General features: G+C 68.2%; 28 protein-coding genes. 13 read left to right on the forward strand and 15 right to left on the reverse strand.

Features of this window, described 5'->3' with window-relative positions; genetic code table 11:
- The first annotated feature begins 190 nt into the window (after nt 1-190).
- A complete protein-coding gene (locus tag GNX95_RS25300; protein ID WP_222853875.1) occupies nt 191-667 on the forward strand; it encodes a GNAT family N-acetyltransferase in 477 nt (158 codons plus the stop codon).
- A gap of 650 nt (nt 668-1,317) precedes the next feature.
- On the opposite strand, the gene GNX95_RS25305 is transcribed toward GNX95_RS25300, so the two are convergent.
- On the reverse strand, nt 1,318-2,202 hold the full coding sequence (locus GNX95_RS25305) for a TIGR03854 family LLM class F420-dependent oxidoreductase (protein WP_163509856.1): 885 nt from the start codon (nt 2,200-2,202) through the stop codon (nt 1,318-1,320).
- Nucleotides 2,203-2,415: 213 nt separating this feature from the next.
- Here GNX95_RS25305 and GNX95_RS25310 point away from each other — a divergent pair, with 213 nt between their 5' ends.
- A complete protein-coding gene (locus GNX95_RS25310; protein WP_222853876.1) occupies nt 2,416-3,156 on the forward strand; it encodes a hypothetical protein in 741 nt (246 codons plus the stop codon).
- A 32-nt stretch (nt 3,157-3,188) separates the two neighbouring features.
- On the opposite strand, the gene GNX95_RS25315 is transcribed toward GNX95_RS25310, so the two are convergent.
- The 3 genes from GNX95_RS25315 to GNX95_RS25325 form a co-directional block, all read right to left on the reverse strand.
- Nucleotides 3,189-4,589, reverse strand: coding sequence for an alpha/beta fold hydrolase (locus GNX95_RS25315; protein ID WP_163509858.1), 1,401 nt, complete (start codon nt 4,587-4,589; stop codon nt 3,189-3,191).
- Between the two features lie 76 nt (nt 4,590-4,665).
- On the reverse strand, nt 4,666-5,322 hold the full coding sequence (locus GNX95_RS25320) for a response regulator (RefSeq protein WP_163509859.1): 657 nt from the start codon (nt 5,320-5,322) through the stop codon (nt 4,666-4,668).
- A complete protein-coding gene (locus tag GNX95_RS25325) occupies nt 5,319-6,431 on the reverse strand; it encodes a sensor histidine kinase (protein WP_163509860.1) in 1,113 nt (370 codons plus the stop codon). The genes GNX95_RS25320 and GNX95_RS25325 overlap by 4 nt, the downstream gene beginning before the upstream one ends.
- 128 nt (nt 6,432-6,559) lie before the next feature.
- Between GNX95_RS25325 and GNX95_RS25330 the strand changes: the two genes are divergently transcribed.
- From GNX95_RS25330 to GNX95_RS25345, 4 genes are all read left to right on the forward strand, one after another.
- Nucleotides 6,560-7,939: an amidase gene (locus GNX95_RS25330; RefSeq protein WP_163509861.1), complete on the forward strand. Its 1,380-nt coding sequence runs from the start codon at nt 6,560-6,562 to the stop codon at nt 7,937-7,939.
- Complete coding sequence (locus tag GNX95_RS25335) at nt 7,936-8,490, forward strand: TetR/AcrR family transcriptional regulator (RefSeq protein ID WP_163509862.1); 555 nt, start codon at nt 7,936-7,938, stop codon at nt 8,488-8,490. The genes GNX95_RS25330 and GNX95_RS25335 overlap by 4 nt, the downstream gene beginning before the upstream one ends.
- 94 nt (nt 8,491-8,584) lie before the next feature.
- Nucleotides 8,585-9,118 (forward strand): hypothetical protein, encoded by a 534-nt coding sequence (locus GNX95_RS25340; protein ID WP_163509863.1) that lies wholly within the window; start codon nt 8,585-8,587, stop codon nt 9,116-9,118.
- An 89-nt stretch (nt 9,119-9,207) separates the two neighbouring features.
- Nucleotides 9,208-9,747 carry a PadR family transcriptional regulator gene (locus tag GNX95_RS25345; RefSeq protein ID WP_163509864.1) on the forward strand — a complete coding sequence of 180 codons (540 nt, stop codon included), beginning with the start codon at nt 9,208-9,210 and terminating at the stop codon, nt 9,745-9,747.
- Between the two features lie 61 nt (nt 9,748-9,808).
- Here the strand turns inward: GNX95_RS25345 and GNX95_RS25350 are convergent, their stop codons facing one another.
- The 3 genes from GNX95_RS25350 to GNX95_RS25360 are packed head-to-tail and all read right to left on the reverse strand — an operon-like array spanning nt 9,809 to nt 12,741.
- Nucleotides 9,809-10,624: a mycofactocin-coupled SDR family oxidoreductase gene (locus GNX95_RS25350; RefSeq protein WP_163509865.1), complete on the reverse strand. Its 816-nt coding sequence runs from the start codon at nt 10,622-10,624 to the stop codon at nt 9,809-9,811.
- Entirely contained in the window at nt 10,621-10,968 is a 348-nt protein-coding gene (locus GNX95_RS25355; protein ID WP_163509866.1) for an MmcQ/YjbR family DNA-binding protein, read from the reverse strand. Before GNX95_RS25355 ends, GNX95_RS25350 begins: the two co-directional genes overlap by 4 nt.
- A gap of 33 nt (nt 10,969-11,001) precedes the next feature.
- Complete coding sequence (locus tag GNX95_RS25360; protein ID WP_163509867.1) at nt 11,002-12,741, reverse strand: alpha/beta hydrolase-fold protein; 1,740 nt, start codon at nt 12,739-12,741, stop codon at nt 11,002-11,004.
- Between the two features lie 111 nt (nt 12,742-12,852).
- On the opposite strand from GNX95_RS25360, the gene GNX95_RS25365 reads away from it, so the two are divergent.
- The 3 genes from GNX95_RS25365 to GNX95_RS25375 are packed head-to-tail and all read left to right on the forward strand — an operon-like array spanning nt 12,853 to nt 14,491.
- The gene (locus GNX95_RS25365) at nt 12,853-13,899 is read left to right on the forward strand and encodes a DUF4037 domain-containing protein (RefSeq protein ID WP_163509868.1); all 1,047 of its coding nucleotides are present in this window, start codon (nt 12,853-12,855) and stop codon (nt 13,897-13,899) included.
- Nucleotides 13,900-13,919: 20 nt separating this feature from the next.
- Nucleotides 13,920-14,108 (forward strand): hypothetical protein, encoded by a 189-nt coding sequence (locus tag GNX95_RS25370; RefSeq protein WP_163509869.1) that lies wholly within the window; start codon nt 13,920-13,922, stop codon nt 14,106-14,108.
- Nucleotides 14,109-14,137: 29 nt separating this feature from the next.
- Nucleotides 14,138-14,491 (forward strand): hypothetical protein, encoded by a 354-nt coding sequence (locus tag GNX95_RS25375; RefSeq protein WP_163509870.1) that lies wholly within the window; start codon nt 14,138-14,140, stop codon nt 14,489-14,491.
- Between the two features lie 53 nt (nt 14,492-14,544).
- Here the strand turns inward: GNX95_RS25375 and GNX95_RS25380 are convergent, their stop codons facing one another.
- Genes GNX95_RS25380 through GNX95_RS25405 form a run of 6 tightly spaced genes read right to left on the reverse strand, consistent with a single transcriptional unit; the run spans nt 14,545 to nt 19,814 of the window.
- Complete coding sequence (locus tag GNX95_RS25380) at nt 14,545-15,807, reverse strand: cytochrome P450 family protein (protein WP_163509871.1); 1,263 nt, start codon at nt 15,805-15,807, stop codon at nt 14,545-14,547.
- Nucleotides 15,804-17,060 (reverse strand): cytochrome P450, encoded by a 1,257-nt coding sequence (locus GNX95_RS25385; RefSeq protein ID WP_163509872.1) that lies wholly within the window; start codon nt 17,058-17,060, stop codon nt 15,804-15,806. The genes GNX95_RS25380 and GNX95_RS25385 overlap by 4 nt, the downstream gene beginning before the upstream one ends.
- Entirely contained in the window at nt 17,057-17,671 is a 615-nt protein-coding gene (locus tag GNX95_RS25390) for a GTP-binding protein (protein WP_163509873.1), read from the reverse strand. Before GNX95_RS25390 ends, GNX95_RS25385 begins: the two co-directional genes overlap by 4 nt.
- On the reverse strand, nt 17,652-18,008 hold the full coding sequence (locus GNX95_RS25395; RefSeq protein WP_163509874.1) for a DUF742 domain-containing protein: 357 nt from the start codon (nt 18,006-18,008) through the stop codon (nt 17,652-17,654). The genes GNX95_RS25390 and GNX95_RS25395 overlap by 20 nt, the downstream gene beginning before the upstream one ends.
- Before the next feature lie 10 nt (nt 18,009-18,018).
- Nucleotides 18,019-18,444 (reverse strand): roadblock/LC7 domain-containing protein, encoded by a 426-nt coding sequence (locus GNX95_RS25400; protein ID WP_163509875.1) that lies wholly within the window; start codon nt 18,442-18,444, stop codon nt 18,019-18,021.
- Nucleotides 18,441-19,814, reverse strand: a complete 1,374-nt coding sequence (locus GNX95_RS25405; protein ID WP_163509876.1) for an ATP-binding protein — start codon at nt 19,812-19,814, stop codon at nt 18,441-18,443. Before GNX95_RS25405 ends, GNX95_RS25400 begins: the two co-directional genes overlap by 4 nt.
- A gap of 248 nt (nt 19,815-20,062) precedes the next feature.
- Here GNX95_RS25405 and GNX95_RS25410 point away from each other — a divergent pair, with 248 nt between their 5' ends.
- From GNX95_RS25410 to GNX95_RS25425, 4 genes are all read left to right on the forward strand, one after another.
- On the forward strand, nt 20,063-20,518 hold the full coding sequence (locus GNX95_RS25410; RefSeq protein ID WP_163509877.1) for a hypothetical protein: 456 nt from the start codon (nt 20,063-20,065) through the stop codon (nt 20,516-20,518).
- Between the two features lie 226 nt (nt 20,519-20,744).
- Nucleotides 20,745-21,095: an STAS domain-containing protein gene (locus tag GNX95_RS25415; protein ID WP_163509878.1), complete on the forward strand. Its 351-nt coding sequence runs from the start codon at nt 20,745-20,747 to the stop codon at nt 21,093-21,095.
- Nucleotides 21,092-22,072 (forward strand): sensor histidine kinase, encoded by a 981-nt coding sequence (locus GNX95_RS25420; protein WP_246281728.1) that lies wholly within the window; start codon nt 21,092-21,094, stop codon nt 22,070-22,072. Before GNX95_RS25415 ends, GNX95_RS25420 begins: the two co-directional genes overlap by 4 nt.
- A gap of 6 nt (nt 22,073-22,078) precedes the next feature.
- On the forward strand, nt 22,079-22,486 hold the full coding sequence (locus GNX95_RS25425) for an STAS domain-containing protein (RefSeq protein WP_163509879.1): 408 nt from the start codon (nt 22,079-22,081) through the stop codon (nt 22,484-22,486).
- Nucleotides 22,487-22,517: 31 nt separating this feature from the next.
- Here GNX95_RS25425 and GNX95_RS25430 read toward each other — a convergent pair whose 3' ends face one another.
- Both GNX95_RS25430 and GNX95_RS25435 read right to left on the reverse strand, forming a co-directional pair.
- Nucleotides 22,518-22,883: a hypothetical protein gene (locus tag GNX95_RS25430; RefSeq protein ID WP_163509880.1), complete on the reverse strand. Its 366-nt coding sequence runs from the start codon at nt 22,881-22,883 to the stop codon at nt 22,518-22,520.
- A 237-nt stretch (nt 22,884-23,120) separates the two neighbouring features.
- Nucleotides 23,121-23,270, reverse strand: a complete 150-nt coding sequence (locus GNX95_RS25435; protein ID WP_163508082.1) for a hypothetical protein — start codon at nt 23,268-23,270, stop codon at nt 23,121-23,123.
- Nucleotides 23,271-23,280 lie beyond the last annotated feature (10 nt).

A 23,280-nucleotide genomic window follows, 5' to 3' on the forward strand; every position in this document is an offset into this window, starting at 1 on the left:
AAGGTAAGCCACGCGGCTGTCGACGGCGCCGCGGCGGCCGCGCAAACGTGGGATGACAGCAAACCTTTGCAATGGCCAGTCCGGCAGGAATGCCGGAATGGTCGTCGAAACGGTCGAAAAGCAGGGGCCGCGGCAATCCGGTTGCCGAGTCGGCCGGCCGTACGGCAGGTTGGGCGCCATGATGATCAGGGTGGCCACACCGCGGGACTGGCCGGCGATCTGGACGTTCATGCGCGAGATCGCGGCGGCCGGCGAGACGTTTTCCTGGGACCGGGACATTTCCGAGGAACGGGCGCGAGAGCGCTGGATGGGTGAGCTGCCACGCCGCACGGTCGTGGCCGTCGACGACGACGGCGCGGTCGTCGGGTCGGCAGTTTCCGGACCCAACCACGAAGGGCCGGCCGCGCACATCGCGACGGCCAGTTTCATGGTGGATCCTGGCAAATCCGGCCGCGGCGCCGGCCGTGCGCTCGGTGAGCACGTGCTCGCGCAGGCCAGGGCCGATGGTTTTCGTGGCATGCAGTTCAACGCGGTGGTCGACAGCAACACCAGGGCGGTGAACCTCTGGCATTCACTGGGTTTCACCACGATGACGGTGATCCCGGAGGCCTTCCACCATCCGGCCAAAGGTTATGTCGGCCTGCACATCATGTTTCAGGCTTTCTAGGTGATGTGTTCCAGGGATGGTTCAGCGGGCCGGGGGTAACGAGCAAGCCTAGGCCTACCTGAGTTACGACAGCATGCTTGCTCAGTCGCCCCGTTGCGGGGAATGGCGGTCATGTGGGTGCGTCGTCATGTTTGTTGCGTTGGGTGGTTGGTTTTTTCGCCTGCGCGGCGGGCGCTCCTGCGCGGAGGGCGACCTCAAGGGAGGGGCGCGTGGATGCCAATCGGTGTGCATGGGGGTGGGGGTTTGTGGGCGGGGCTGGGTTTTCCGGGCAAGCCAGGTCACGTATGGGAAGCAACCCGTCGGTCTGGACGCCATCACAGCGTCCGTGGTGGTGCTGGTGTGGCTACTGTGGCTGGCGATGCCCGTGAGGCGGCTCGGCTGCGTAATACTTGTTAAACAAGACATCAAAACGGGCATCTAGGCCGGGCCGGCAGCCACATCAGCATTACTGGCCTCAGCAGTCACAACCGTCACAGCGACTGGTGGTCGCGCAGGCGTGAAAGCCTTGTTTCTTGCATCTAACGCCAGTAGATCGACATTCATGCCATCCGAAAACCCTGCAAGGCAGACATTTAGCGATACACGGGCAGGTGGGTCTCGCGTAGTGGTACTTCCCGCCGCCTACCAGGGCGCCGTGGAACGCCAATAGATCATCTGGTCTGCAGCGGCATCAGCTCGGCGACGAAGGCGTCCAGGAATTCGCCGTACGATCCGCTGACGGAGGCCGGGCGTACGACGAATTTCGTCAGTCCGGCCTCGACGTATGCGTCGATCATCCGGCGCGCGTCCGACCAGCCGTCGGCGACCAGCTCGGCCGGGTCGACAGTGGGACGGCGTTCGCGTGCGAGCGCCACCAACTCCGGTGGCAGGCCGTCGGTCGCGACCGCCAGGCTGATGCCGTAATGATCGTCCTCGATCTTGCGGTCGGCCTCGGCCGCCGCGGCGGCGATCGTCTCGCGACCGTGCCGAGCCTCGGCCGGAGTGATGAAGCTGGCCAGCCAGCCGTCGGCGTAACGACCGGCGCGGCGCAGCCCGGCCGGCGCGAAGCCGGACAGCCAGATGTCGAGTGGTTTGGTGGGCTTTGGGCCGATTGTCAGGTTGGCGAACCGGAAGAACTCGCCGTCGAAACTGACGTCGTCCTCGCGGAGCAGCAGCCGCAACGCGCGCAGTGCCTCGTCGAAGACGGCGGCGCGCGGTCCCGGCACTGGAAACAGGTCACGCTCCTGCGGCCGGCCGGGCCGCAGTCCGAACGCCGGCAGTACGCGACCGGGTGCCAGGCCGGCGAGCGACACCAACTCCTTGGCGACCAGTGCCGGATGCCGGCCGGGCAGGATCGCCACGCCGGTGCCGACCTTCAGATGACTGGTGCGCGCGAGCGCGTACGTCATGCCGACGACCGGGTCGACCTGTGGCGCGGAAACGACCTCGGACAGCCACAGTGAGTCGACGCCGGCCTTCTCCAAGCTGTCGACGACATCGGCGTACTCGGCGGGACCGACCGCGGCGCCGAGTCCGACACCAATTCGAATCTTCATAGTGAGCACAAACACGGTCGCCGGCGCGGATATGCCGCACGCGGGGCACCGCGTGCTTTGTCCGGTTCATCGATGGAATCGCGGTCATGCATCGGACGATTTCTGCTACGGAAAGCACATTGACGCGGATAGGATCGGGCCATGACGGCGGCTGAGACGGTACGGGTCGTCTTTGTCGACGCCGATGGCGGCCAGGAGATCGCGCGCAGCGATATGGCGGTGGCCGCGCTTCCGGAAAGTTTCGAACCAGATACGACCGTGCAGCTGGGGGAGGAGACCTGGCTGGTCCGCCAGGCCGACCCGCCGACGGCGGCGCTGGCGACGGCGTTCGGCGAACTGGTTTTGACCTTGCGGCGCATCGAAATGGTGCCCGCGCGCGACGTTCTCTACAGCCTGCCGACGATCTGCGATCCGCTGCCGGCCTTTGACGAGACGCTGGTCAACGGCGGTCGAGTGGAGATTCACGAGGACGACTGGCGGCAGGTCGAGCTGGTGCACGACCAGCTGCTCGACGTGGTCGGCGCGGAGTTACGGGAAATTCGCCGTGTGCAGCTGGAACACGCGCACCGCGGCGAGGACGGCGCAGTATACGGTTTCGAATCGATTTACGTACGCACAAACCCAAATATTCCTCTCCCGCATGACGTTTCCTATCGCCGGCTGCTGGAGACGCTGCCGGCGATCGACAACCGTGGCGTGGTCGGAATTCGCGGCTGCACCGGCGCCGTCGTCGGTTCGTTTGCGATCACCACCGGTTCGCTTGCGTTGTACGGGACAGCGAGTGACGATCGCATTACCACTTTGTGCTTGTTGATGCGGCCGGCGGCCAGGCCGGCGCCGGAGGTTGTCGCCGGATTGCGAGCCTTCATGGAAAGTTTTGACCTCGTGCTGGTCGACTGGTGTCATTCGCAGACGTACGACCCGGCCGCCGTTGGGGACTTCTTCACTTCGTGACGACTATTTCCGCCACCTCGCGGCGAAAACGTTCACGGGGTGAGACAGGTGGCGCCTGGCGGTGGCAATGTGCCGTCCAGCAGATAGGCGTGGACGTACGCGCGCAGGCACGGGTCGCCGCGCAGATAGCCGGCGTGTCCGGAGTCCGACGGCACGAACCGCGATCCCGGCAGCTGAGCCGAAACGTGCTGCCCCATCGAGATCGGTGTCGCGTTGTCGCGGGTGCCGGCGCTCAACAGGATCGGCGGCACGTCCCGGACGCGCAGTGGATGCGGCCGCCACGTCTCGGTGCGCCGCAGGCCCGAGCACATGCCGAAGTTGGATTTCACCTGTGTCCAGCCGACCCGGGGCGCCTCTCGGCGGATCCGGTTTTCCGCGCTCGTCACGTAGTCGTAGTCGGTGTTCACCGGATAGTCCGCACAGACCATCTGCTTGTGGACCGAAGTCCCATCGGGCGGCTGGCTGTGGTCCGGCAGGAACGCGGCGGCGTTTCCTTTCACCGCCTGGTCGATGTCCTTGCCAAGCTCGACCCACAGGCTGGTCGCGCTCGGCGTGCCGGTGACGTAGAGAGCGCTCCTGAGCCGGACGTTGGTGGCCGTGACGGTCTTTCCGGGACCGGCCGGCAGCGGCGTTTTCTCCGCCTTGGCAACCAGATCGTCCCACGCCTTGACGACATCCTGGCCATGCAGCGCGCACTGTGCGTTCTTGCCGCACCAGTCCGCGAAAAGGTGAAAGTTTTGCTCGGTCACTCGCGCGTCCGGCGCGACCAGCCGATAGAGGTCGCCATAGCTGTGGTCCAAGACGCTGTCCAGGAACATCCGGTTGATACGGCCCGGAAACAGCTCCGCGTACGCCTGCGCGTAGACCGTGCCGTATGAGTTTCCGAAGTAGGTCAGCTTGTCCTCGCCGAGCGCGGCGCGTACGGCGTCCAGGTCGTGCGCGACCTGCCAGGTCGACAGGTGGTTCACCAGCGCTGCGCCGGCCTGGTGGCAGGTGGCGTCGAACGCGGCGTTCTGCCGGCGATACGCCAGCCAGCCGGCGCGGCTCGGATCCTCGCCGGAACCGACCTCGGTGGCGCGGCCGCAGGCGACGTGGTTGTCCCACCCCATGCCGCGCGGATCCATGCCGACGATGTCATACCACTGGCGCAGATCGTCGAATCCCTGCGGAAACGCGTCCATGACCGCGGCGGTGGTGGTCGGACCGCCGGTGGCGACGACCAGAGAGCCGCGCTTGTGTGCCGGGTCCTTCGCCGGCAACAGGCCGAGCTCGATCTGGGTTGTCGGTCCGTCCGGCCGGTTCCAGTCGACCGGTACGGTCAGGTAGGCGCACTTGATGTTGGTGTGGCAGGCAGTCCACTGTGGACCGGTCGTCGGTGCGGTCATTCCGGCGGCGAGTGCGACGGTCGCCATCGCGGACGCGATTATTCGCATGCTCTCCTCCTTGTCGGTGTCACCGGAGGAAGATATGTGGGCCGGAGGCGGGACACATCTGCCCGCGGACATATCTCTACGGCTGGCTGGCCCAGGTGACCAGGCCGTGCCGGTGCGCGTAGATGACCGCCTGCACGCGGGTTTCCACATTGAGCTTGGCGAGAATGCGAGCGACGTGGATCTTCACCGTGCCGTAGGTGATGGTCAGCTCCTCGGCGATCTCCGCGTTGCCGAGGCCGCGCGCGACCAGCCGCAGCACGTCTTTCTCGCGTGCTGTCAGCGTTTCGGCGGCCGGTGTCGGCGGTCGTGGTGAGGTGTCCGCGAACCGGTGGACGAGCCGCCTGGTGACCTGCGGATCGATCAGACCCTGCCCGCGCGCCGCCACCCGTACGGCGTTGACGAGCAGGTCGGGATCGCTGTCTTTCAACAGAAAACCGACCGCGCCGGCTTGAAGCGCGCCATAGAGGTATTCGTCGGTGTCGAAGGTCGTCAGCGCGACGATCGCCGGCACCGGATCGAGCGTGGTCAGCTCGCGGATCGCCGCGATGCCGTCCATCCGCGGCATTCGCAGATCGGTGAGTACGACGCACGGCCGGTGCCGGCGGGCGATCGCCAGCAGGTCGCGACCGTCTGTCGCCAAGCCGGTCACCGTGATGTCGGCCTCAGCACTCAGAAGTTGCCGCAGACCGTCACGCGTCGGCTGCTGGTCGTCGGCGATCACGACCTCGATCACGGCGTCACCGGAATCGTCGCGCGCACCCGCCAACCGGTCGGTTTCTTCGGACCCGCACGGAAAGTGCCGCCATATGCGCGTACGCGCGCAGCCATGCCGCTGAGGCCGTTGCCCGGCTCGCCGTCGCCAGCCTCACCATCGTCGTCGACGGTGATCGTCAACGTGGCCGGATCCTGGTCGATGCGTACGGACGCGTGCTTCGCGCCGGAGTGGCGGACCGTGTTTGTCAGCGATTCCTGCACGATGCGATACGCCGTGAGCTCGATGTCCGGTGGCAGCTCGTCGGTCACGATGCTGACCGCTATGTCGAGCGTGCCCGTCAGCCGCGCTGCCATCGCCGGAATGTCGCCGATTGTCGGGTCCTCGCGGAGATGGTCGAGCAATTGGCGGACTTCTTTCAGTGCGTGCTGCGAAATGTCGGCGATGGTGCCAAGAGCGCGTCTGCCGTCCGCACTGCCGCCGCGTTGGGCGCCGATGGCCTGGACGCGGATGGCGCTGAGATGATGGCCGAGAGTGTCGTGCATGTCGCGTGCGAGCTGTTCGCGTTCTTCGGCTTTTCGCTGGCGTTCCTGCGCGCGGTGCAGCCGTAGCACCTGCTCGGCACGGTCGCGGTGCAGCCGGAACGCATAGCCGATCGCGACCGGAAACAGGCCGACGCCGACCATCATCGCGATGTCCGCGGCGCGCACCGGATTTCCGTTGGGATGCAGGAGAAAGCTCGCGGTCGTCCAGGCGGCGGCGCCGGCCGCCAACAGGATCCGCCCGTTTTCCAGGTAATACGCGGCGGAGGCGATCGTCAGGCCGACGACCAGCACGAGCACGCCGCCCTGGAAGACCGGCCAGCGCAGCCAGTCGGCGACCGTCACCATCGCCGCGCATCCGACGGCCGCGACCAACGGCAGTCTTCGCCGTACGGCCAGCGGCGCGCAGACGGCCAGTACATACGCGTACGACAGCGGACCGGCCGGCACGCGGTCGTCGAGTGCGATGAGGAGCGCCACCGCGGCCGCCGCGGCGGCCGCGATCAGCAGGTCCTGCGCCGGCGCCGGCAGCCGCCGCCATGCCGCGGGGAAGGTGCGGCGCGGCGGGAGAGCGGTCAGATCGGCCACGGATCGAGGATGCCAGCCGCCGGTTCGCCGCGCGTCAGTCTCCGGTCGGCCGCCACGTCGTCCGGCGTGCGTACGGAACTCGGCCGGCGTATCGTTCGTTCGAACGAACGACTGCGGAGGTGACACCTATGCAACCGGTCGTGACAACGGGGATGCCGACGCTCGTGGAGCTGGTCCGGCAGCTGGCCGATGGACGTACGACGTCGAAAGCGCTGGTCACGGCCGCGCTGACGAAGATCGACGCGACGCAGTCCACGCTGAACGCCTTCCGGGTCGTACGCCATGCGGCCGCGCTGCGAGAGGCCGAGGCCGCGGACCGGCGGCTGGCCGGCGGCGAGCGGTTGCCGCTGCTCGGCGTGCCGATCGCGATCAAGGACGACGTCGACATGGCCGGAGAGCCGACCGCTTTTGGCTGTGCCGGTGAGTTTCCGCCGGCCGAGGCGGACTGCGAGGCCGTACGGCGACTGCGCGAGGCCGGTGCGGTGATCGTCGGCAAGACCAACTCGTCTGAGCTGGGACAGTGGCCGTTCACCGAGGGCCCGGCCTTCGGCGCCACCCGCAATCCGTGGCATCTGGACCACAGCGCCGGCGGCTCCAGCGGCGGCTCGGCGGCGGCTGTCGCAGCTGGTCTGGTGCCGGTGGCGGTGGGGTCCGACGGCGCCGGGTCGATCCGCATCCCGGCCGCCTGGAACCACCTGGTCGGGGTGAAACCGCAGACCGGACGGGTGCCGACCTGGCCGCAGAAGGAGCCGTTCAACGGCCTCACCGTGATCGGTCCGATCGCGCGTACGGTCGAGGACGCGGCGGTGCTGTTCGACGTGCTGGCCGGCACCGGCGACACCTACGCGGCGGCCGCGGCGACGACGCCGGACCGGCTGCGGATCGGCCTGTCCTTCCGCATCCCGTACAGCATCGCGCCGGCTCGCCTGCATCCGCAGATCCGGGCCGCGGTGAGTGGCCTCGCCGGTGCGCTGACCGCGCTCGGCCACCGCGTCGTGACGGCAGACCCGCGCTATGGCGTGATGGGATTGGCGTTTCTGCCTCGGTCGCTGACCGGTGTCTACGAGTGGAGCCAGCGCGTGCCGGAGCGGCGGCTGCTCGACAAGCGCACCAGGGAGAACGGCCGGACCGGGTGGCTGCTCAGCGGACCGGCGTTGAAGATGGCGCGTGCCGCCGACGCGCCGCTTCGCAAGCAGCTCGGCTCGGTTTTCCGGGACGTCGACGTGGTGCTGACGCCGACGACCGCGCTGCCGCCGACCCGGATCGGCCTGTTCGACGGCCTGAACAACTTCCACACCGACCGGCTGATGGTCGGCGCCTGCCCGTACACCTGGCCGTGGAACGTGCTCGGCTGGCCGGGTGTCAACGTGCCCGCGGGTCGTACGGACGGCGGCCTGCCAATCGGCGCGCAGCTGCTCGGCCCGGCCGACAGTGAGCCGCTGTTGCTGTCGGTCGCCGCCGAACTGCAGCGCGCACGCCGCTGGGATGCGGAGAAACCGCCAGAGTGACCGCACGAGAAGCCATCCTCCGCGCGACGCTGCGGATCATCGGCGAGCACGGCGTGCCGGCGCTGACCAACCGCCGGATCGCCGCCGAGGCCGGTGTCTCGCTCGGCTCGCTGACCTACCATTTTCCCAGCCAGACCGACGTTTTACGGGAGAGCATGCTGCTGTTCGCGCACGAGGAGACGGCGCGGCTGGCGGCGATCGCGGACCGCGCCGCCGGTGGCGCGCCGAGCCTGGCGGAGGCGGCGGCGACGGTCGAGCAGGTGCTGGAGTCGATGACCTTCGGACGCGAGGACATCGCGCCGCTGGAGCTTTTCCTGCAGGCCGGCCGAGATCACGACCTGCGCGGCGCCGCGGCGCGGTGTTTCGAGGCGTACGAACGGCTTGCCGTCACCGTGCTGACCGCCTTGGACATGCCGGATCCGGAAAGGCTGGCCGGTCCGGTCGTCGCGCTGATCGCCGGCCTGCAGCTGCGCCGGCTGGCAACAGGCGAGGTCGGGCGTACGTCTCCGGCGGTCGCCCTGACGATGCTGGCGGCCGGCGCCGGTCTATGACGCAAGTCACTTTTTAGCGCTGCAACCGAGCACCGCTCTCAGCCGTGATTGCCGCAGCGAGCCAATGGGGCCTCGCCTTTTCACGGGAGCGAACATGAACAAGACCATGCGCCGGCTGGCCACGACGATGATCGCCGCTGCCGCGGTCGGCACCGTTTTCGCATCTGCGCCGGCCGCTGCCGCCGAGCACTTCGACTGGCGAAACGCCGACATCGTGTTGCCGCAGCTGGGCAACTGCGCGGCCGGCACGTACACCTTCCACAACGGCGTCGCGGACGAAAACCGTGACCTGGGTGTCGTCGAGGACCTGGACGAGAAGACCGGCGATTTTCTCGGCGGTAACTACCAGAACGACCTCGTGCTGTTCCAGTGCGGCTATTACGGCAACGGCAGTGTCAGCGCGCATGCCGTCGTCTCGGTCGGCCAGCTCGGCTCCGGCAACGGCCGGCTGGCCGGCGCCGGCGTGCTGGTCGTCAACGGCGTCGGCCACGGCAGCACGGCGGTGCGGTCGTACGACGCCATCCAGAAGGCCGGCCAGGACGATGTCGCCGTGACGCTGTCCGACGGCACGGCCGAGGGACGCTCGGCGGTGTACCACTGGAACGGCCGCGCCTTCGTGAGTCGCTGATCTCCGGCGCCGCTGGCGCGGCGCGCTGACATCGCGGCTCCGACATGTCAATATTGGCATGTTAGGTTCGGTGGCCCTAGGAGGTGCGTATGTCGTTGCGGCACGCGCTGCTCGGCCTGCTGCACGGCGCGCCGGCCAGCGGTTACGACCTGACCAAGCAGTTCGGGGAGCGGCTGGAGCGCTTCGCCTGGCACGCCCGGCACAGCCAGATCTATCCCGAGCTCGGCAAGATGCTCGCCGACGACCTGATCGAGGTCGTCGAGGAGGGACCGCGCGGCCGGCGGACGTACGCGATCACCGACGCCGGCCGGGCGGAGCTGCGCGAGTGGATGATGCGTCCGCCGGCCAACCCGCAGGTGCGCCGCGAGAGCCTGCTGCGGATGTTCTTGCTGTCCACATTGGACAGCGAGGACGCGCGGCAGCTGTTGGCGCGGCACGCCGAGGCCGTACGCGCGGAGTCCGAGCGGCTGCGCGAGGTCATCGCCACGCGCTTCGACGGCGCCGACGATCCGGATGATCCGCGGTGGGCCGACCGGCTGATCGTCGAGGCCGGCCTGCGCCACGCCGAAGCGTCGTACGCCTGGACCAAGTGGGCAATGAGGCTGTTGGAAACCTGTGGCACGCGATAGCGCACTACCGGGACGCCACGACACCTTCCGAGCCGGTCCGCAGCCGAGCTCGACAGCCTGCCTACTTGAGCAGATAGCCGGCGTCGACCGGAAGCGTCACGCCGGTGACGTATCGCGCCTCGTCGGAGACCAGCCAGAGGATCGCGTTGCTGATGTCGACCGGCTCGGTCAGCTGCACCGGCAGCGCGTTGGGCTGCGCGTTGATGGCGTCGGGATGCTGCGACAGGATCTCGGCCATCGTGTCGTTGACGATCATCGGCGTGTTGACGCCGGTCGGATGCACGCTGTTGACCCGGATGCTGTGCGGCGCCAGGAACTTGGCATAGCTGCGCATCAGTCCGACGATGCCGTGCTTGGCCGCCGTGTAGCCGTCGCCTCCGGCGTTGCCGCCGCCGAGGCCGCTGAGTCCGGCGACCGAGCTGGTCAGCACGATCGAGCCGCCGCGGCCCTGCTCGACCAGCGTTGGATAGCTGACCTGGATGGTGTTCCAGACGCCGGTCAGGTTGACGTCGATGACGTCCCGCCAGGCGTCGGGGCCGCCGTCCTGGAGGCCGACCGGCGCGATGCCGGCGTTGGCGACCACGATGTCGACGCCGCCGAGCTTTCGTACGCCGTCGTCGAAGGCGGCCCGCAGGCCGTCGCGGTCGCGTACGTCCGCCTTCGCCGTGACGATCCGCCGGCCGAGGCCCTCCACCTCCTTCGCGGTCTGCGCCAGCTCGTCGGCGGTGGCCAGCGGATACGGCACGGTCGCGATCTGTTCGCAGATGTCGACCGCGATGATGTCGGCGCCTTCCTCGGCGAACCGGATGGCGTGGGCACGGCCCTGGCCGCGACCGGCGCCGGTGATGAATGCGATCTTTCCCTCAAGCCTGCTCATGACTGCAGACTATCCACGCTGGCGGCGACTTTCTTCGGTACGCACATCCGCCAGGCGTCGGTGACCAGCTCGGCCATCTCGTCCTGATCCAGCGCGGCCAGCCAGGACTCGACCCACCGCAACCTCAGCTCCGACGGCTTGGGCAGGAAGAACTTCGCCGGCTCGGCGGCCACCAACGCGGCACGCTCCTCTTTGGGGAAGCCGAAACCCATCGTCGTCTCGTCACGCGAGAACGCCACGTAGACGATCTGGCCGACCCGGAACTTGATCCGGTCGTGGATCACGTGCTCGGTGGTGCGGGGCAGCGCCAGCGCGACCCGGCGTACGTCCTCGACGGTCACCATCCTTCCACCGTACGGCGAGGGTCTGACAGTTTCTCAGCGCAACGGGATGCGCGACGGCGGCGTTTGGACGATGCCGCCGGACGGCTGCGCCTGCGGCGCGATTTCGTGGCCGCGCCACGGCATCGCGGTGCCGGCCGGCGCGTGCGCGGCGACGTACGCGGCATAGATGTCAAACCACTGCTGCGTGGTGTACGGCGACCAGCCGTGCGGTTTGGCGCGGCCGTAGACGAAGGTCGCGTCGGCCGGCGGTGAGGTTTCCGACTGCAGCTGCTGCTGCAGCAGCTCGACGGCGTCGTTCAGGTAATACGTGTCGGTGTCGCCGACGTACACGTAGATCTTGCCGCGCAGCTGTGGCCCCAGCGTCGACCAATGCGAGGCGAGATAGGCGCGGATGTCCTTCGACTGCCACTGCGCGGCGACGGTGTGGTCGATCTGGCCGGTCTTCTTGTCCCACACCTGCGCCGGATAGCCGTCGGCGCCGCGCGGGCCGAACACCGCCTCCCAGACCGCCCAGGCGCCTTCGGATCGGTCGCGGTTGCCGCGCGCCAGCTCGTAGTGGTTCTCGTCGGCGTTGGTGTACTGGATGTCGCCGGCCGGCGTACGCGAATCCGGCTTGGCCACCTGATCCCATTCGTGCTGCACGAAATAACCGTTGGCGTCGTTGTAGATGTCGACGATCTGATAGCGGTGGAAGTCGACCGGATCGGGATATCCGGTGAAGGCGCCGCCGTACACGTCGGGATAGGAAACCAGGCTGGCCAACGATTCCCAGCCACCGGTGGATCCGCCGGAGGTGACCCTGGCCCAGGGTTGGGCGATGGTGCGGAATTCCTTGTCGATCTCCGGCAACAGCTCACGGTTGGTGGCCGTGCCGTACGGTCCGACGTTGGGGGAGTCGACCATGTAGGACGAGTCGTAGAACGGGTTCTCCTCGCGGAAAGTCACCGAGATGAAGCGTGGCGCCGACGCCGACAGCCACCACTTCGAAAACGCGTTGCCGCCGTCCTCCCGGAATCCGTGCGGCGCGGCCGTGCTGAAATGGCCGAACGCGTATTCCACCGGATAGCGTACGCCCGGGTTTTCGTCGTAACCGGCCGGAAGCAGCACGTTGGCGCCGATGTAGATCGGCCGCCCCCAGAACGTCGACAACGAGCGGCTGAGGATCTTGACGTGCTTCACGTGCGCCGAGTCGGCTGGATTGCCTTGCTGGCAGGTGCCACCCGGCGGCACCGGGCTGGCCGGTGTGATGATGTGGTCGAGCCGCAGCGGCACCGGACCCGAGCGGCGCGGGTCCAGGTGGAGGAGTTTCGGTGTGCTGTAAAGGTTTCCCGGTGAGGAGAACATGTCCTGGCCGTCGCCGCACGGCATGTGCAGCTTGACCGCCGGGCCATCGGCGCGGTGGAAGGTGTCGTAGGTGTTCAGGAACGCCTGCACGTGATAGTCGCCGGCCGGCAGCTTGTCCAAAGTGGACAGCGGGTGGCCGTACACGTCGGCCTGCATGCCGATCGACACCGGCCGGCCGGGCCGCAGACCGTCGACGTCCCGTCCCCAGAACGGGACGCCGCCGACGATGTCGGTCTGGGTGATCGGATCGGTGGACCCGTCCTTCGTCACCACGACGAGGACGCGGCCGTCGACCGGCGCCGTACGCGCCTGCGGCGAGACCGACACGTCGAACTCCAGCGGCCGGTGTCCGTACGCGGAGCCGCTCAGGCCGGCCGTGGCGACGACCGCGGCGGCGGCCGCGATCGCCGTTCTTTTCCAGAGATTCATGGCCACAGTGTGTCCGCCGCCAGCGGGTCTGTCCTCGTACTGGCCGCAGCCGGTCGCCATCGTAAAAACTCGTTTGCGCTTCCTTCGTCGAAACCGACATCGTGAGGCGTTGTGACGTTCATTCCGGGTTTGCAGCTCTCGCGTCTGTTCTACGCCGAGGCCGTACGTCCGCTGCTGGACCGGCATTTCCCCGGCCTGCCACACGCGGCGGCGCGGATCGGCTCGGGTTCGGAGGTGCTCGGCTTCGACACCGCGCGCTCGGCCGACCACGAGTGGGGGCCGCGGCTGCAGGTGTTCGTCGCCGACCCCGCGCCGGAGATCGGCGAGCTGCTCTCGCGTGAGCTGCCGAAAGAGTTTCGCGGCTATCCAACGCATTTCGTACCAGCCGACAACGAGCACATCCGCAAGATGGCACCGACCGACGGGCCGGTGTTTCATCGTGTCGACATCGCTCGGTTGACGGACTGGATGACCGGCGCGCTCGGGTTCGACCCCACGGCCGGCATTGGCGCGCGCGACTGGCTTGCCACACCGACCCAGCGGCTCGCCGAGGTGACCGGTGGGGCGGTGTTTCACGACGATACCGGCGAGCTGACCGCCGTACGGTCGGCGCTTTCCTGGTATCCGGACGAAATCTGGCGCTACGTGCTGGCGTGCGGCTGGCAGCGGATCGGTCAGGAGGAGGCGTTCGTCGGCCGCGCCGGTGAGGTCGGCGACGAGCTGGGGTCGGCGGTCGTGGCGGCCAGGCTGGCGCGCGAGCTGATGCGGCTGTGCCTGCTGATGGCGCGGGTTTATCCGCCATACAGCAAATGGCTCGGCAGTGCCTTCGCGAGTTTGCCTGGCATCGAGCCGATTCGGCTGGCTCTGACCGGCGCGCTGGCGGCGACCGAGTGGCGCGTCCGTGAGCGGTTTCTCGGTGAGGCGTACGAAATGGTGGCCGCCAGGCACAACGAGCTGCGGCTGACCGAGCCGCTGGATCCGCGTACGCGGCCATACTTCAGCCGGCCGTTCCGGGTGATCGGCGCCGGGCGCTTTGTGGCCGCGTTGCACGCCACCGGCTCGCTGGCTGGCGCTGTCGACCAGTTCGTGGACAGCACGGACGTGCTCGGCCGGTCCGAAAACACCCGCGGAATCGTAGATGTCGTGCACGGTGCATGATGTCGTACGGAGGTGACGCGATGGTGAACGACGCGGCCCGCGGGGCGGCCATGCGCAACGGCATCCTGTTCAGCTGCCTCGCGGTGCTCTGGCTGGGGCTCGCGCTGCTGGTGCTCGACAAGGTGATCGGGATCGTCGTCACGCTGGTCGCGGCCGCGCTGTGTGCCGTCATGGCCGCGGTCTCCTGGATCCGGTTCCTCAACCGCTGAACTTCTACGGCTTGTAGTAGATTGCCGTCATGGACGTCCTTTACCAGGTCTTGGTCGCGTTGCATCTGGTCGGCATGGCCGGCATCGTCGGTGGCTGGCTGTTCCAGCTGCGTTCCACGCAGCCGCGGATCGCGGCACTGATGTCACACGGCTCGATCCTGCAGGTGATCACCGGCGTCGCGCTGGTCGGCATCGCGTCGGCGGGACTGGTCGACAAACACCCCAACAACACCAAGATCGCCGTGAAACTGGTCATCGCGGTGGTGGTGATGGTCGTGGCGTTGCTCAACTTCCGTAAGCAGAAGGCCTCGAAAGCCGTCTTCCACACCGTCGGCGGCCTGGCCCTGCTGAACGTACTCGTCGCCACCCTCTGGACCGCCTGACAGTTCGCATGGCCCCCATGCTTGCGTCCAGTGCACGCATGGGGGCCATGCGGTCACAGCACGACGGGGAATGACTCCAGGTCGTTCTGGGTCATCACCGGCAGGTTGCGGATCTCCTCGACCGGTACGGCCAGCCGCAGGCCGGGGAAGCGCCCGAACAGGGCCGGCAGGGCGACGCCGGCCTCCAGCCGGGACAGCGCCGCACCGGGACAGATGTGCGGCCCGTGGCCGAAAGTCATGTGCTTGATCGGCAGCTGGCGTCGTACGTCGAAGGAGTCGGCGTCCGGACCGTGCTGGTCGGTGTCACGGCCGATGGCACGGTAGGACATGACGACGCCTTCGCCTTCTTCTATGACGAAACCGTCGACGTCGATGTCCTCGGTCGCAAACCGCATCAACAGATGTGTCGTCGGCGGATCCCACCGCAGCGCCTCCTCGACGACCGCGGTCCACGGCACTTTTCCGTCCAGCACGAGGCGAAGCTGGTCCGGATGGGTCAGCAGGCCGCGTACGGCGTTGAGGATCAGGCCAATCGTGGTCTCGTGGCCGGCGGCCACCATCGACTTGAGGTTGCCGACGACCTCCTCCTCGGTCAGTGGCGCTCCGCCGTCATCGGCCAGAATCAGCGCGCTGGTCAGGTCGTCCTGTGGATCGGCGGTCTTTTTCCTTACCATCTCGGTGAAAATCTCGTCCAGCTCGGCGATCACCGCGAGCCGTTGGTCCTGTGGCGTGAGCATGGAGAAGAATGCCTTCCACAGCCGCATCTGCCGGGGAATCTCCCGCTCGTCCACCCCCATGAGCGCGCACACGACCGCCATCGGCAGCGGTTGCGCGTACGCCGTCTTCAGGTCGACACGGTCAGTGCCGGCCATGTCGTCCAGCAGCGAGGCGACCAAACCCTCGATCGTCGGGCGCAACGCCTCCAGCCGCCGAGGCGTCACCGCCTGCGCGATCTTGAGCCGCAGCCGGCGGTGCTCGGCGCCGTCGACGGTGAACATCGACCGGCCGGGGTCCACCATGCCGATCAGCGGCCACTGGCGGGTGATCTGTCCTGACTGGAAAAGTCCCCACCGGTTGATGTCCTTGACCAGCCGCGGGTCGGTGAGCAGTCGGCGCGCGACCGCGTGCCTGGTGACCGACCAGGCCGGCGCGCCGAGCAGGTCGACGCGTACGAAAGGGCCGGCGTCCCGCAGCTTCGCGGTCTCGCCGGCCAGGTCCCGTACCAGTGGATCGATGACTAACGGCTGGCGCGCCTTGCGGCGCGTCGCCAAGCGGTGCTTGGAAAATCTGCTGGTGGCTAAGTCGGGGTCGTTCATCGGAACTGGTCTCCAACCGTACGTACGGCGGTGAACCGCACCGGCAGCGCGGTCATGCCGCGCAGGAACGCACCGGGCCGTCGCACCAGCGTCTGCGCTGGCACCGACAGGTCGAGGTCGGGCAACCGGTCCAGCAGGACCTCGATGCCGGTACGCGCGATGATCTCGGCGATCTCCTGAGCCGGGAACGGACAGCGGTATTCGCCGTAGCTGAAAGAAAAGTGCGCACTGTTGCCGCCGTGCGCCGGGGTGAGCAGCCGCTGGATCTCCGGGTCGGCGTTGGCGCCGGCGAGCCCGAGCAGCAGCATGTCGCCGGCGCGTACGGAGCGGCCGGCGAGCGTGGTGTCCCTGGCGGCCCACCGGCCGGCCAGGATCTGGGTCGGGGTGTCCTCCCAGAGGACCTCGTTCATCGCCTGCGCGACACTGTGCCGGCCACCGCCGAGCGCGGCGGCGAACCGGTCGTCGGTCAGCATCAGCCGGATCGAGTTGCCGATCCAGTCGGCCGTGGTCAGGTAACCGGCGGCCGTGGTGTCCTTCAGGTCCAGCATCACCTCCTCGTCGCTGTGCCTGGCCGGATCGGCCAGCAGCCGGGAGGCGACATCGGCTCCAGGTCGTGCGCGTTTGTTCTCGACCAGCTGCCGGATCTGGTCGGCATAGCTGGCGTACGCGGCCTGCGCGCCAGGCCCGCCGTCGGCCAGCTCGGTCAGCGCGGCGGCCAGCCGGCGGCCGTCGTCGTCGGAGAAACCGATGATCCGCGCCAGTACGAGCACCGGCAGCTGCGCCGCGTACTCGGCGATCAGCTCCGCCTCGCCACGGCCGCAGAAGCCGTCGATCAGCAGGTCGGCCAGCTGCTCGGCGTGCCGGCGCAGCTCGAAGGCGTCGACCGCGGCCAGCGCCTCGGTCACCATCCGCGCGTGCCGGCGGTGCTCACCGCCGACCGTGTAATAGATCGAGGGCATCCGCTGGCCGACCATCGGCAGCAGCGGCCAGTCCGGCGGGATGTGCGGCCACTGGTTCCACAGGCCGACGTCGCGCGGAAACAGCTCCGGGTCGCTGAGCACCTGGTGCAGCTCGCGATAGCCGATCACCAGCCAGGCCGGGAAACCGCCGGGCAGCTCCACCGGTACGACCTGGCCATGGTCGCGGCGCATGTCCTGGTAGAGGCCGATCGGGTCGGTGTGGAAGCGCGGTCCGCTGAGCGGCACGGCCGACTCCGGATGCACGGGGCAGCCAGCGGTGTCCGGCGTGGTCATAGAGCTGTCTCCGAGGTCAGTGCCTGCAGGTGCTCGATCAGCGTGATCAGCACCTGTTTGCTGGAGGAGCGGGAGCGTACGTCGCAGTCGAGCAGCGGCACGTGCGGGTCGAGGTCGAGCGCGTCGCGTACGTCGGCCAGGCTGTGCGGTGGTCCGCCGAAGTCGTTGCGTGCCACGATAAACGGCGTCTGGTGGTGCTCAAGGCGGTCGATGGCATACCAGGAGTCGGCCAGCCGCCGGTCGTCGACCAGCACGATCGCGCCGAGCGTGCCAGTGAACAGCCGGTCCCACAGAAACCAGAACCGCTCCTGGCCGGGCGCGCCGAACAGATAGAGGACCGTACGCGCGTCGAGGCTGATCCGACCGAAGTCGAAGGCGACCGTGGTGGACGACTTGTGCGGCACCGCGCGCAGGTCGTCGACGCGCAGGCTCGCCTGGGTCATCGTCTCCTCGGTGTTCAGCGGCCGGATGTCGCTCACCGATCGCACCATCGTGGTCTTGCCGACGCCGAAACCACCGACGATGACGATCTTGAGACCGTTCTCGGCGGTGGTGGCAAGGGGCGTACGCGCCCCTTTGTCAACAGCAGCGTCAGAGATCACGGAGTCCAACGAGCACCTTCTCCAGGGTCGACGGGTCGGCCAGTCGGGTGGTGCCGCGCTGCGTACGCGGATGCCGGACACTGATCCACTCGGCGTCGAGCATGTCCGACAGCAGGATCTTGGTGATGGACACCGGCAACCGCAGGTCGGCGGCGATCTCCACGACGGCCACCGGCTGCTGGCACATCCGCAGGATCGCGACGTGCTCGGACTGCATCCCCTGGGCCGGCGCCGCCTCGCTCACCACCAGGGTGACCAGGTCGAAGCAGTCGCGTCCGGGCCGGCTGCGGCCGCCGGTGAGGGTGTACAGCCGCTCCGGATCGTCGTCTCGGCCCGCGAGGCTCATGGCGCGTCACTCATGTCGCTGCCTCGCCGGCGCTGTGCCGAGGTGCCGCGCTCAGATGCTCGCCGAGCTGCTCGACCAGCTCCAGCATGTTGTGGCCGACCAGGCCGGCGTCGGACTCCTCACCGGCGATCACCGCGACGTGGCTGCCTTCGCCGGCCTCGACGATGAACAGCACGCCGCCGTAGAACTCGGTCATCGACTGGCGTACGCCACCGCTGCCGTCGCCGAACTCCACCGACGCGCCGTGCGACAGGCTCTGGATGCCGGCGGCGATCGCGGCCAGCTGGTCGGCCTGGTCCTCGGTGAGGCCGGCGCTGTGGCACATTTTCAAGCCGTCGCGGGAGAGTACGAGCGCGTGGCGAGCGCCGGGCGTACGGCCGACCAACCCCTCCAGCAGCCAGGCCAGCTCGGCCGACACCCCCGTGGACGTGGTCATCTGTTGTCCTCCGCATCCGTGTCCTGGCCGGTGACCGCACGGCGGAAGGCGCCGAACCGGGCCGCGGCGGTGCCGGCCGGTTCGGGTCGGCGCGCCGGCTCGGGCCCGCGCGCTTCGGGGTGAGTGGCGGCGAGCGTACGGCCACGCCGGCGCTTCGGCAGGCCGGCGACGCTCTCGACGGACGGCTCCGCGGCGACCGGACCGCTCGGCAGCGCCGGCCGGTTGACCGCCGGCAGGCTCGGCTGCTCCTCGCGGATCCTGGTGATCAGGTCCTGCGGCACCATCACGACCACGCCGGTGCCGCCGATCGCCGACGGCCGGAAGGACACCGTCAGGCCGTGTTTGCGAGCCAGCCGGCCGACAACGGCCAGACCGAGCCGCGTACCGCTGAGGCTCGACAGGTCGGCGCCGTCACCGGACACCGCCTGCTCCGCGCGGCGCAGGGCGGTCTCGCTCATCACCAGGCCGCTGTCCTCGATGGTGATCACCGCGCCGGCGGTCACCTCGGCGACGTAACCGTGCACCTCGGTGGTCGGCGGCGAAAAGTTGCACGCGTTGTCAAGCAACTCGGCCAGTACGTGCATCACGCCCTCGGCCGCGTGGCCGGCCACCGCGATGTCGGCCACCGAGCGGACGCGTACGCGCTGATAGCCGGCGATCCGTCCCATCGCGCCGCGCAGGATCGACTCCATCGGGATCGGCTTGGCCCAGCGCCGGCCGGACCGAGCGCCGGACAGCACCGCGATGCTGTCGGCCAGCCGGCCGGCCTGCGCCGTGCGGTGGTCGAGGTGCAGCAGGTCGGCCAGCACGTCCTCGTCGGCGTGCCGGTGCTCCATTTCCCGCAGGTCGGCGAGCATCGCGGTGGTCATCGCCTGCATCCGGCCGGCCGCGTTGGCACATGCCGCCATCGCCGCCGCGCGCCGGTTCTCGCTCTGACCGGCCTCGGCCGCGACATGCTGCAGGACGCGTTGATATGCCGGCACTTCCGGCAACTGGACGCTGGCCAGGGCGGTGTTCGTCGACGCTCCGGCACGCAGCATCGCCAACACCGTCGGCACCGTCTCGTCGGCGAACCGGTCGGCCACCGTCGCCAGCTCGGTCGCGTACGCCCTGGCCTGGCCGGCGATCTCGGCCTGGACGCGACCGGCGTCCGCCATCGCGCGCGACGCCTCGGACTGCGCTTTGGCCACGTCTTCCTGCGCTTTCGCGAGTTCGTCTCGCGACCGCAGGACCTCCTCGCGCGCGTGCTTGGCCTCCTGCCGCGCGTCCTCCGCGTCCCGCCGCGCCTTGCGCGCCTGCAGGCCGAACAGCAGGATCGCCGTCACCGCGGCGCAGAGCAGAACGACGACGGCGACGCCGTACAGGGTCATCAAAGGGAAACTCCTCGCCGGCGGCGTGTGCGCAGACTTTGTTCAACCTCGGGACCCTATTGGGTGATCACCGTTCGACGCCAGGGTGGTCGGTTGCATCTTTAGGCCATTTTTCCCCGCTGGCTGACCGTACGGACAGATCGCGACGAACCGTACGCACGACACTGCTTGCAGTCACGGCTGGAGCGGCGTGATTTCCGGTGTCTGGCATGATGTCGAGTCGGGCAGGGTGATTCGGAAGGTTTTCCGTGCTGAAACGACACATTGGGGTCGTCATCGGACTGGCGATCGCCATGCTCCTCGCGACAACGACGGCGGCGACCGCGTCGCCAACCAGGTTTTCACTCAACGTGGCGCACGGCGGCGGCGCCGGCGCACTGGCGGCCGCGACGACCGGGAACCTCGGTTGGGCCAACCGGTCCGTGACGCTGTCGGACGTGCGGGTCTATCTGGCGCCGGGCGAGTGCGGCCACATCGGCGTATGGGGAAGTCAAGGTGACGAGACCATCGACTTTCTGATCCAGATGGAGGAAAAGTACTGCGGCGGCTACGACGGCCGCTGGTTCATCGTCGGCACGATCACGATGGACGGCAGCCAGGTCTCCGGCGGCATCACCCGGATCACCATCAAGGTGTTCGACGACACCCACCGGATCTCCAACAGCACGTACTGCTATCGCTCCAGCTCCGCGACCACCTGCTGATCAACTCGGACACGCCGTGGCGTCCCGGGACGCGGCGAGACGGACCACTGTGTGGGACCGGCAGGTACGTGCAACGTTAAATGTCTGGCTTGCGATGTTTACCGAATGCGTGAAAGCCGATTTACTGGCGCTAGACGCAAGAAAACGGCATTCACGCCCGGATGACCGAGTCCCGCTCCGACGTCGCGACCGGCGCGATGCGCCGAGCAGGCGTACGGTGGATGAGGTGCGTCGACACAGCCTTGGCAGCTACGCGCAGACCGCTGACCGCGGTCACGCCCGGTTCCGGCTCGATGTCGTCTCCGACGATGTTCTCGCCGTCTCCGGCGAGCTGGACGTGTCCAACCGCGAGTTGTTCGAGCGGGCGGTGGAGGACACCGGCCCGCGCGGCCGCGCCGGCCGGTTGGTCGTGGACGCGACCGGTGTCACCTTCATGGATCATCGGTGCCTGATCTCGCTGGCCGACCATGCCGTCATGCAGGGCGCGACGCTGGTCCTGCGTACGCGCTGGCCGGGAGTTGAGCGGATGCTGGAGGCGCTGCGGCTGCCGAACGTACGGGTGGAGGGGCCGGCGTGATCGGTCCCGCCGCCGGGTTCGCCGCGGAAGCCGGTAAGTTCCGCCATCCCGCGTTGTTCTACCGCACGGACCAGGACTATCTGGATGGTCTCCTGCCGTTCGTGACTGACGGCGTCGCCGGTGGTGAACCGGTCGCGGTCGCGGTGCCCGGTCCGCGGCTGCAGTTGTTGGCCGATGCCATGGACAGCGCTGGTCGCGAGGCGGTGACCTTCATCGACATGACAGAGGCCGGCCGTAACCCCGGCCGGATCATCGCCACGGTGTTGCTCCGGTTCGCCGACGCGCATCGCGGCCGCCCCGTACGCATCGTCGGCGAGCCGGTGTGGCCGGGGCGTACGGCGGTGGAACATCCGGCCTGCGCGCAGCACGAGGCGTTGATCAACGCGGCCTTCGCCGGTCGCGACGCCACCATCGTGTGTCCGTACGACGCCGCCAGGCTGGAAAAGCACGCGCTGCGGGACGCGTACGCCACGCATCCGCTCATCTGGGATGGTCAGCGCCGCTACGCGAGCGACCGGTATGCACCCGAGGCTGTCGTGGATCGGTACAACCAGCCGCTGCCCTCACAGGGCGCCACCTATCAGGTCGACTCCGCCGACGACATTCCAGACGCGCGACAGCGGGCCACGGCGTACGCGCGGCAGCTGGGGCTGCCGGTGGCCCGCCTGCCGGAGCTGGGGCTGATCGCCACCGAGCTGGCCACCAACAGCGTCCTGCACGCCAACGGCCGTTGCCGGCTGCGCGTCTGGCGGGAGGAGGACCACCTGGTGTGCGAGGTCGCCGACGCCGGGCAGTTGACCGACCCACTTGCGGGCCGGCGTACGCCGCCGCGCTGGCAACCGCACGGCCGCGGCCTGCTGCTGGTGCACCAGCTCGCCGACCTGGTCCGTACGCACACCTCGCCGGGCGGCACGACCCAACAAGCGCTGCTACGCATAGAAACAACCACATCGCCGCCGGAGGACGTGGGGCACTGAGCAGCTGTGAGCACTAAAGGCCACGAGAACAGCGAAGGCAACGGCGACATCCGGGCCGCTGGCTCGACGACCGGTGGCCGCAACACCGCCGCCGTGACCATCGACGAGGCGGACAGCGGCACACCGGTGCTGCGCGTCAGCGGCGACATCGACATGTTCGCCAACGACAAGCTGCAGACCGCGATCAACGACGCACTCACCGGCGGCCCCGCCGCGGTCATCCTGGATCTCACCGGCGTCACGTTCCTGGACTCGGCCGGTCTGTCCGCGCTGATCACCGCCCAGATCCGCCATCCGGACACCCACGTCCGCGTCGTCGCGGCCAGCGCGTACACGCTGCGACCCATCCAGCTCACCGGGCTGGACCAGGTGCTGGACATTTATCCCACCCTGCAGGCCGCCCGCCAGGCCTAACGCGCCGCCAACGTTGATCCAGCGGTCGCCGTCAGTGCGGAGCGGCGCGGTCGAGCTCGCGGCGCCAGTGTTTGTTGAAGACAGCGTTGATCCGTTCGCTCATCTGGCCGAGCTCACGGCCCGGCAGCTTCACCACGGTGAACTTGTAGGTGAGCGACGGCCCCTCCAACACCAGCCACGGCTCGACGTCGCTGGCCCACCGGCCATCGAAGTAACTGTCGAGTTCGGCGATGGCCGGCTTCATGACGCGTCGGCTCAGCTCCTCGACGTAGGCCGGCGAGCACCGGGTTTTGCTCTGCTCGTTGGAAAGTACGACGAAGACCACCGCCTCCTGCGCGCCGGCCAGCGGTCCGTAGCTCCTGACGCGCAACCGGTTCAGCAGTCGTCTCAGCACCATCGAGCCAGTGTGCACCGACTCGTCCGGGACAGGTCCCCGCGGGTAAAAGCCCCTATTCGTTGCGCTGGTCGAAGACCTCCGCGCGGCGACTACGCATTGACCGGAAGGCCATGCACTTGTCCTGGTCGATGATGACCTTCATGGTGATTTCTCCTTACCAGCTAACCGGAAGCTCGTACACGCCGTAGACGCTGCCGTCATGTTTGAACGGGATGTCGGCCAGACCGGCGGCGAGTTTCAACGGGGACGCAGTGCTGTGGACGACCTCCAGCTCCAGCCGCGGACCAGCGATCGATCGGCGAGCAGCATCGCGACCATTTTGCCGATCACGTTCGTGGTGGTTTCGTGGCCGGCGACCAAAAGTCCCTGTCCGGTGTGGTCATGCATCGATCCGTGG

Origin of the sequence: Fodinicola acaciae, assembly GCF_010993745.1 — a bacterium.
GTDB classification, from domain to species: Bacteria; Actinomycetota; Actinomycetes; order Mycobacteriales; family HKI-0501; genus Fodinicola; species Fodinicola acaciae.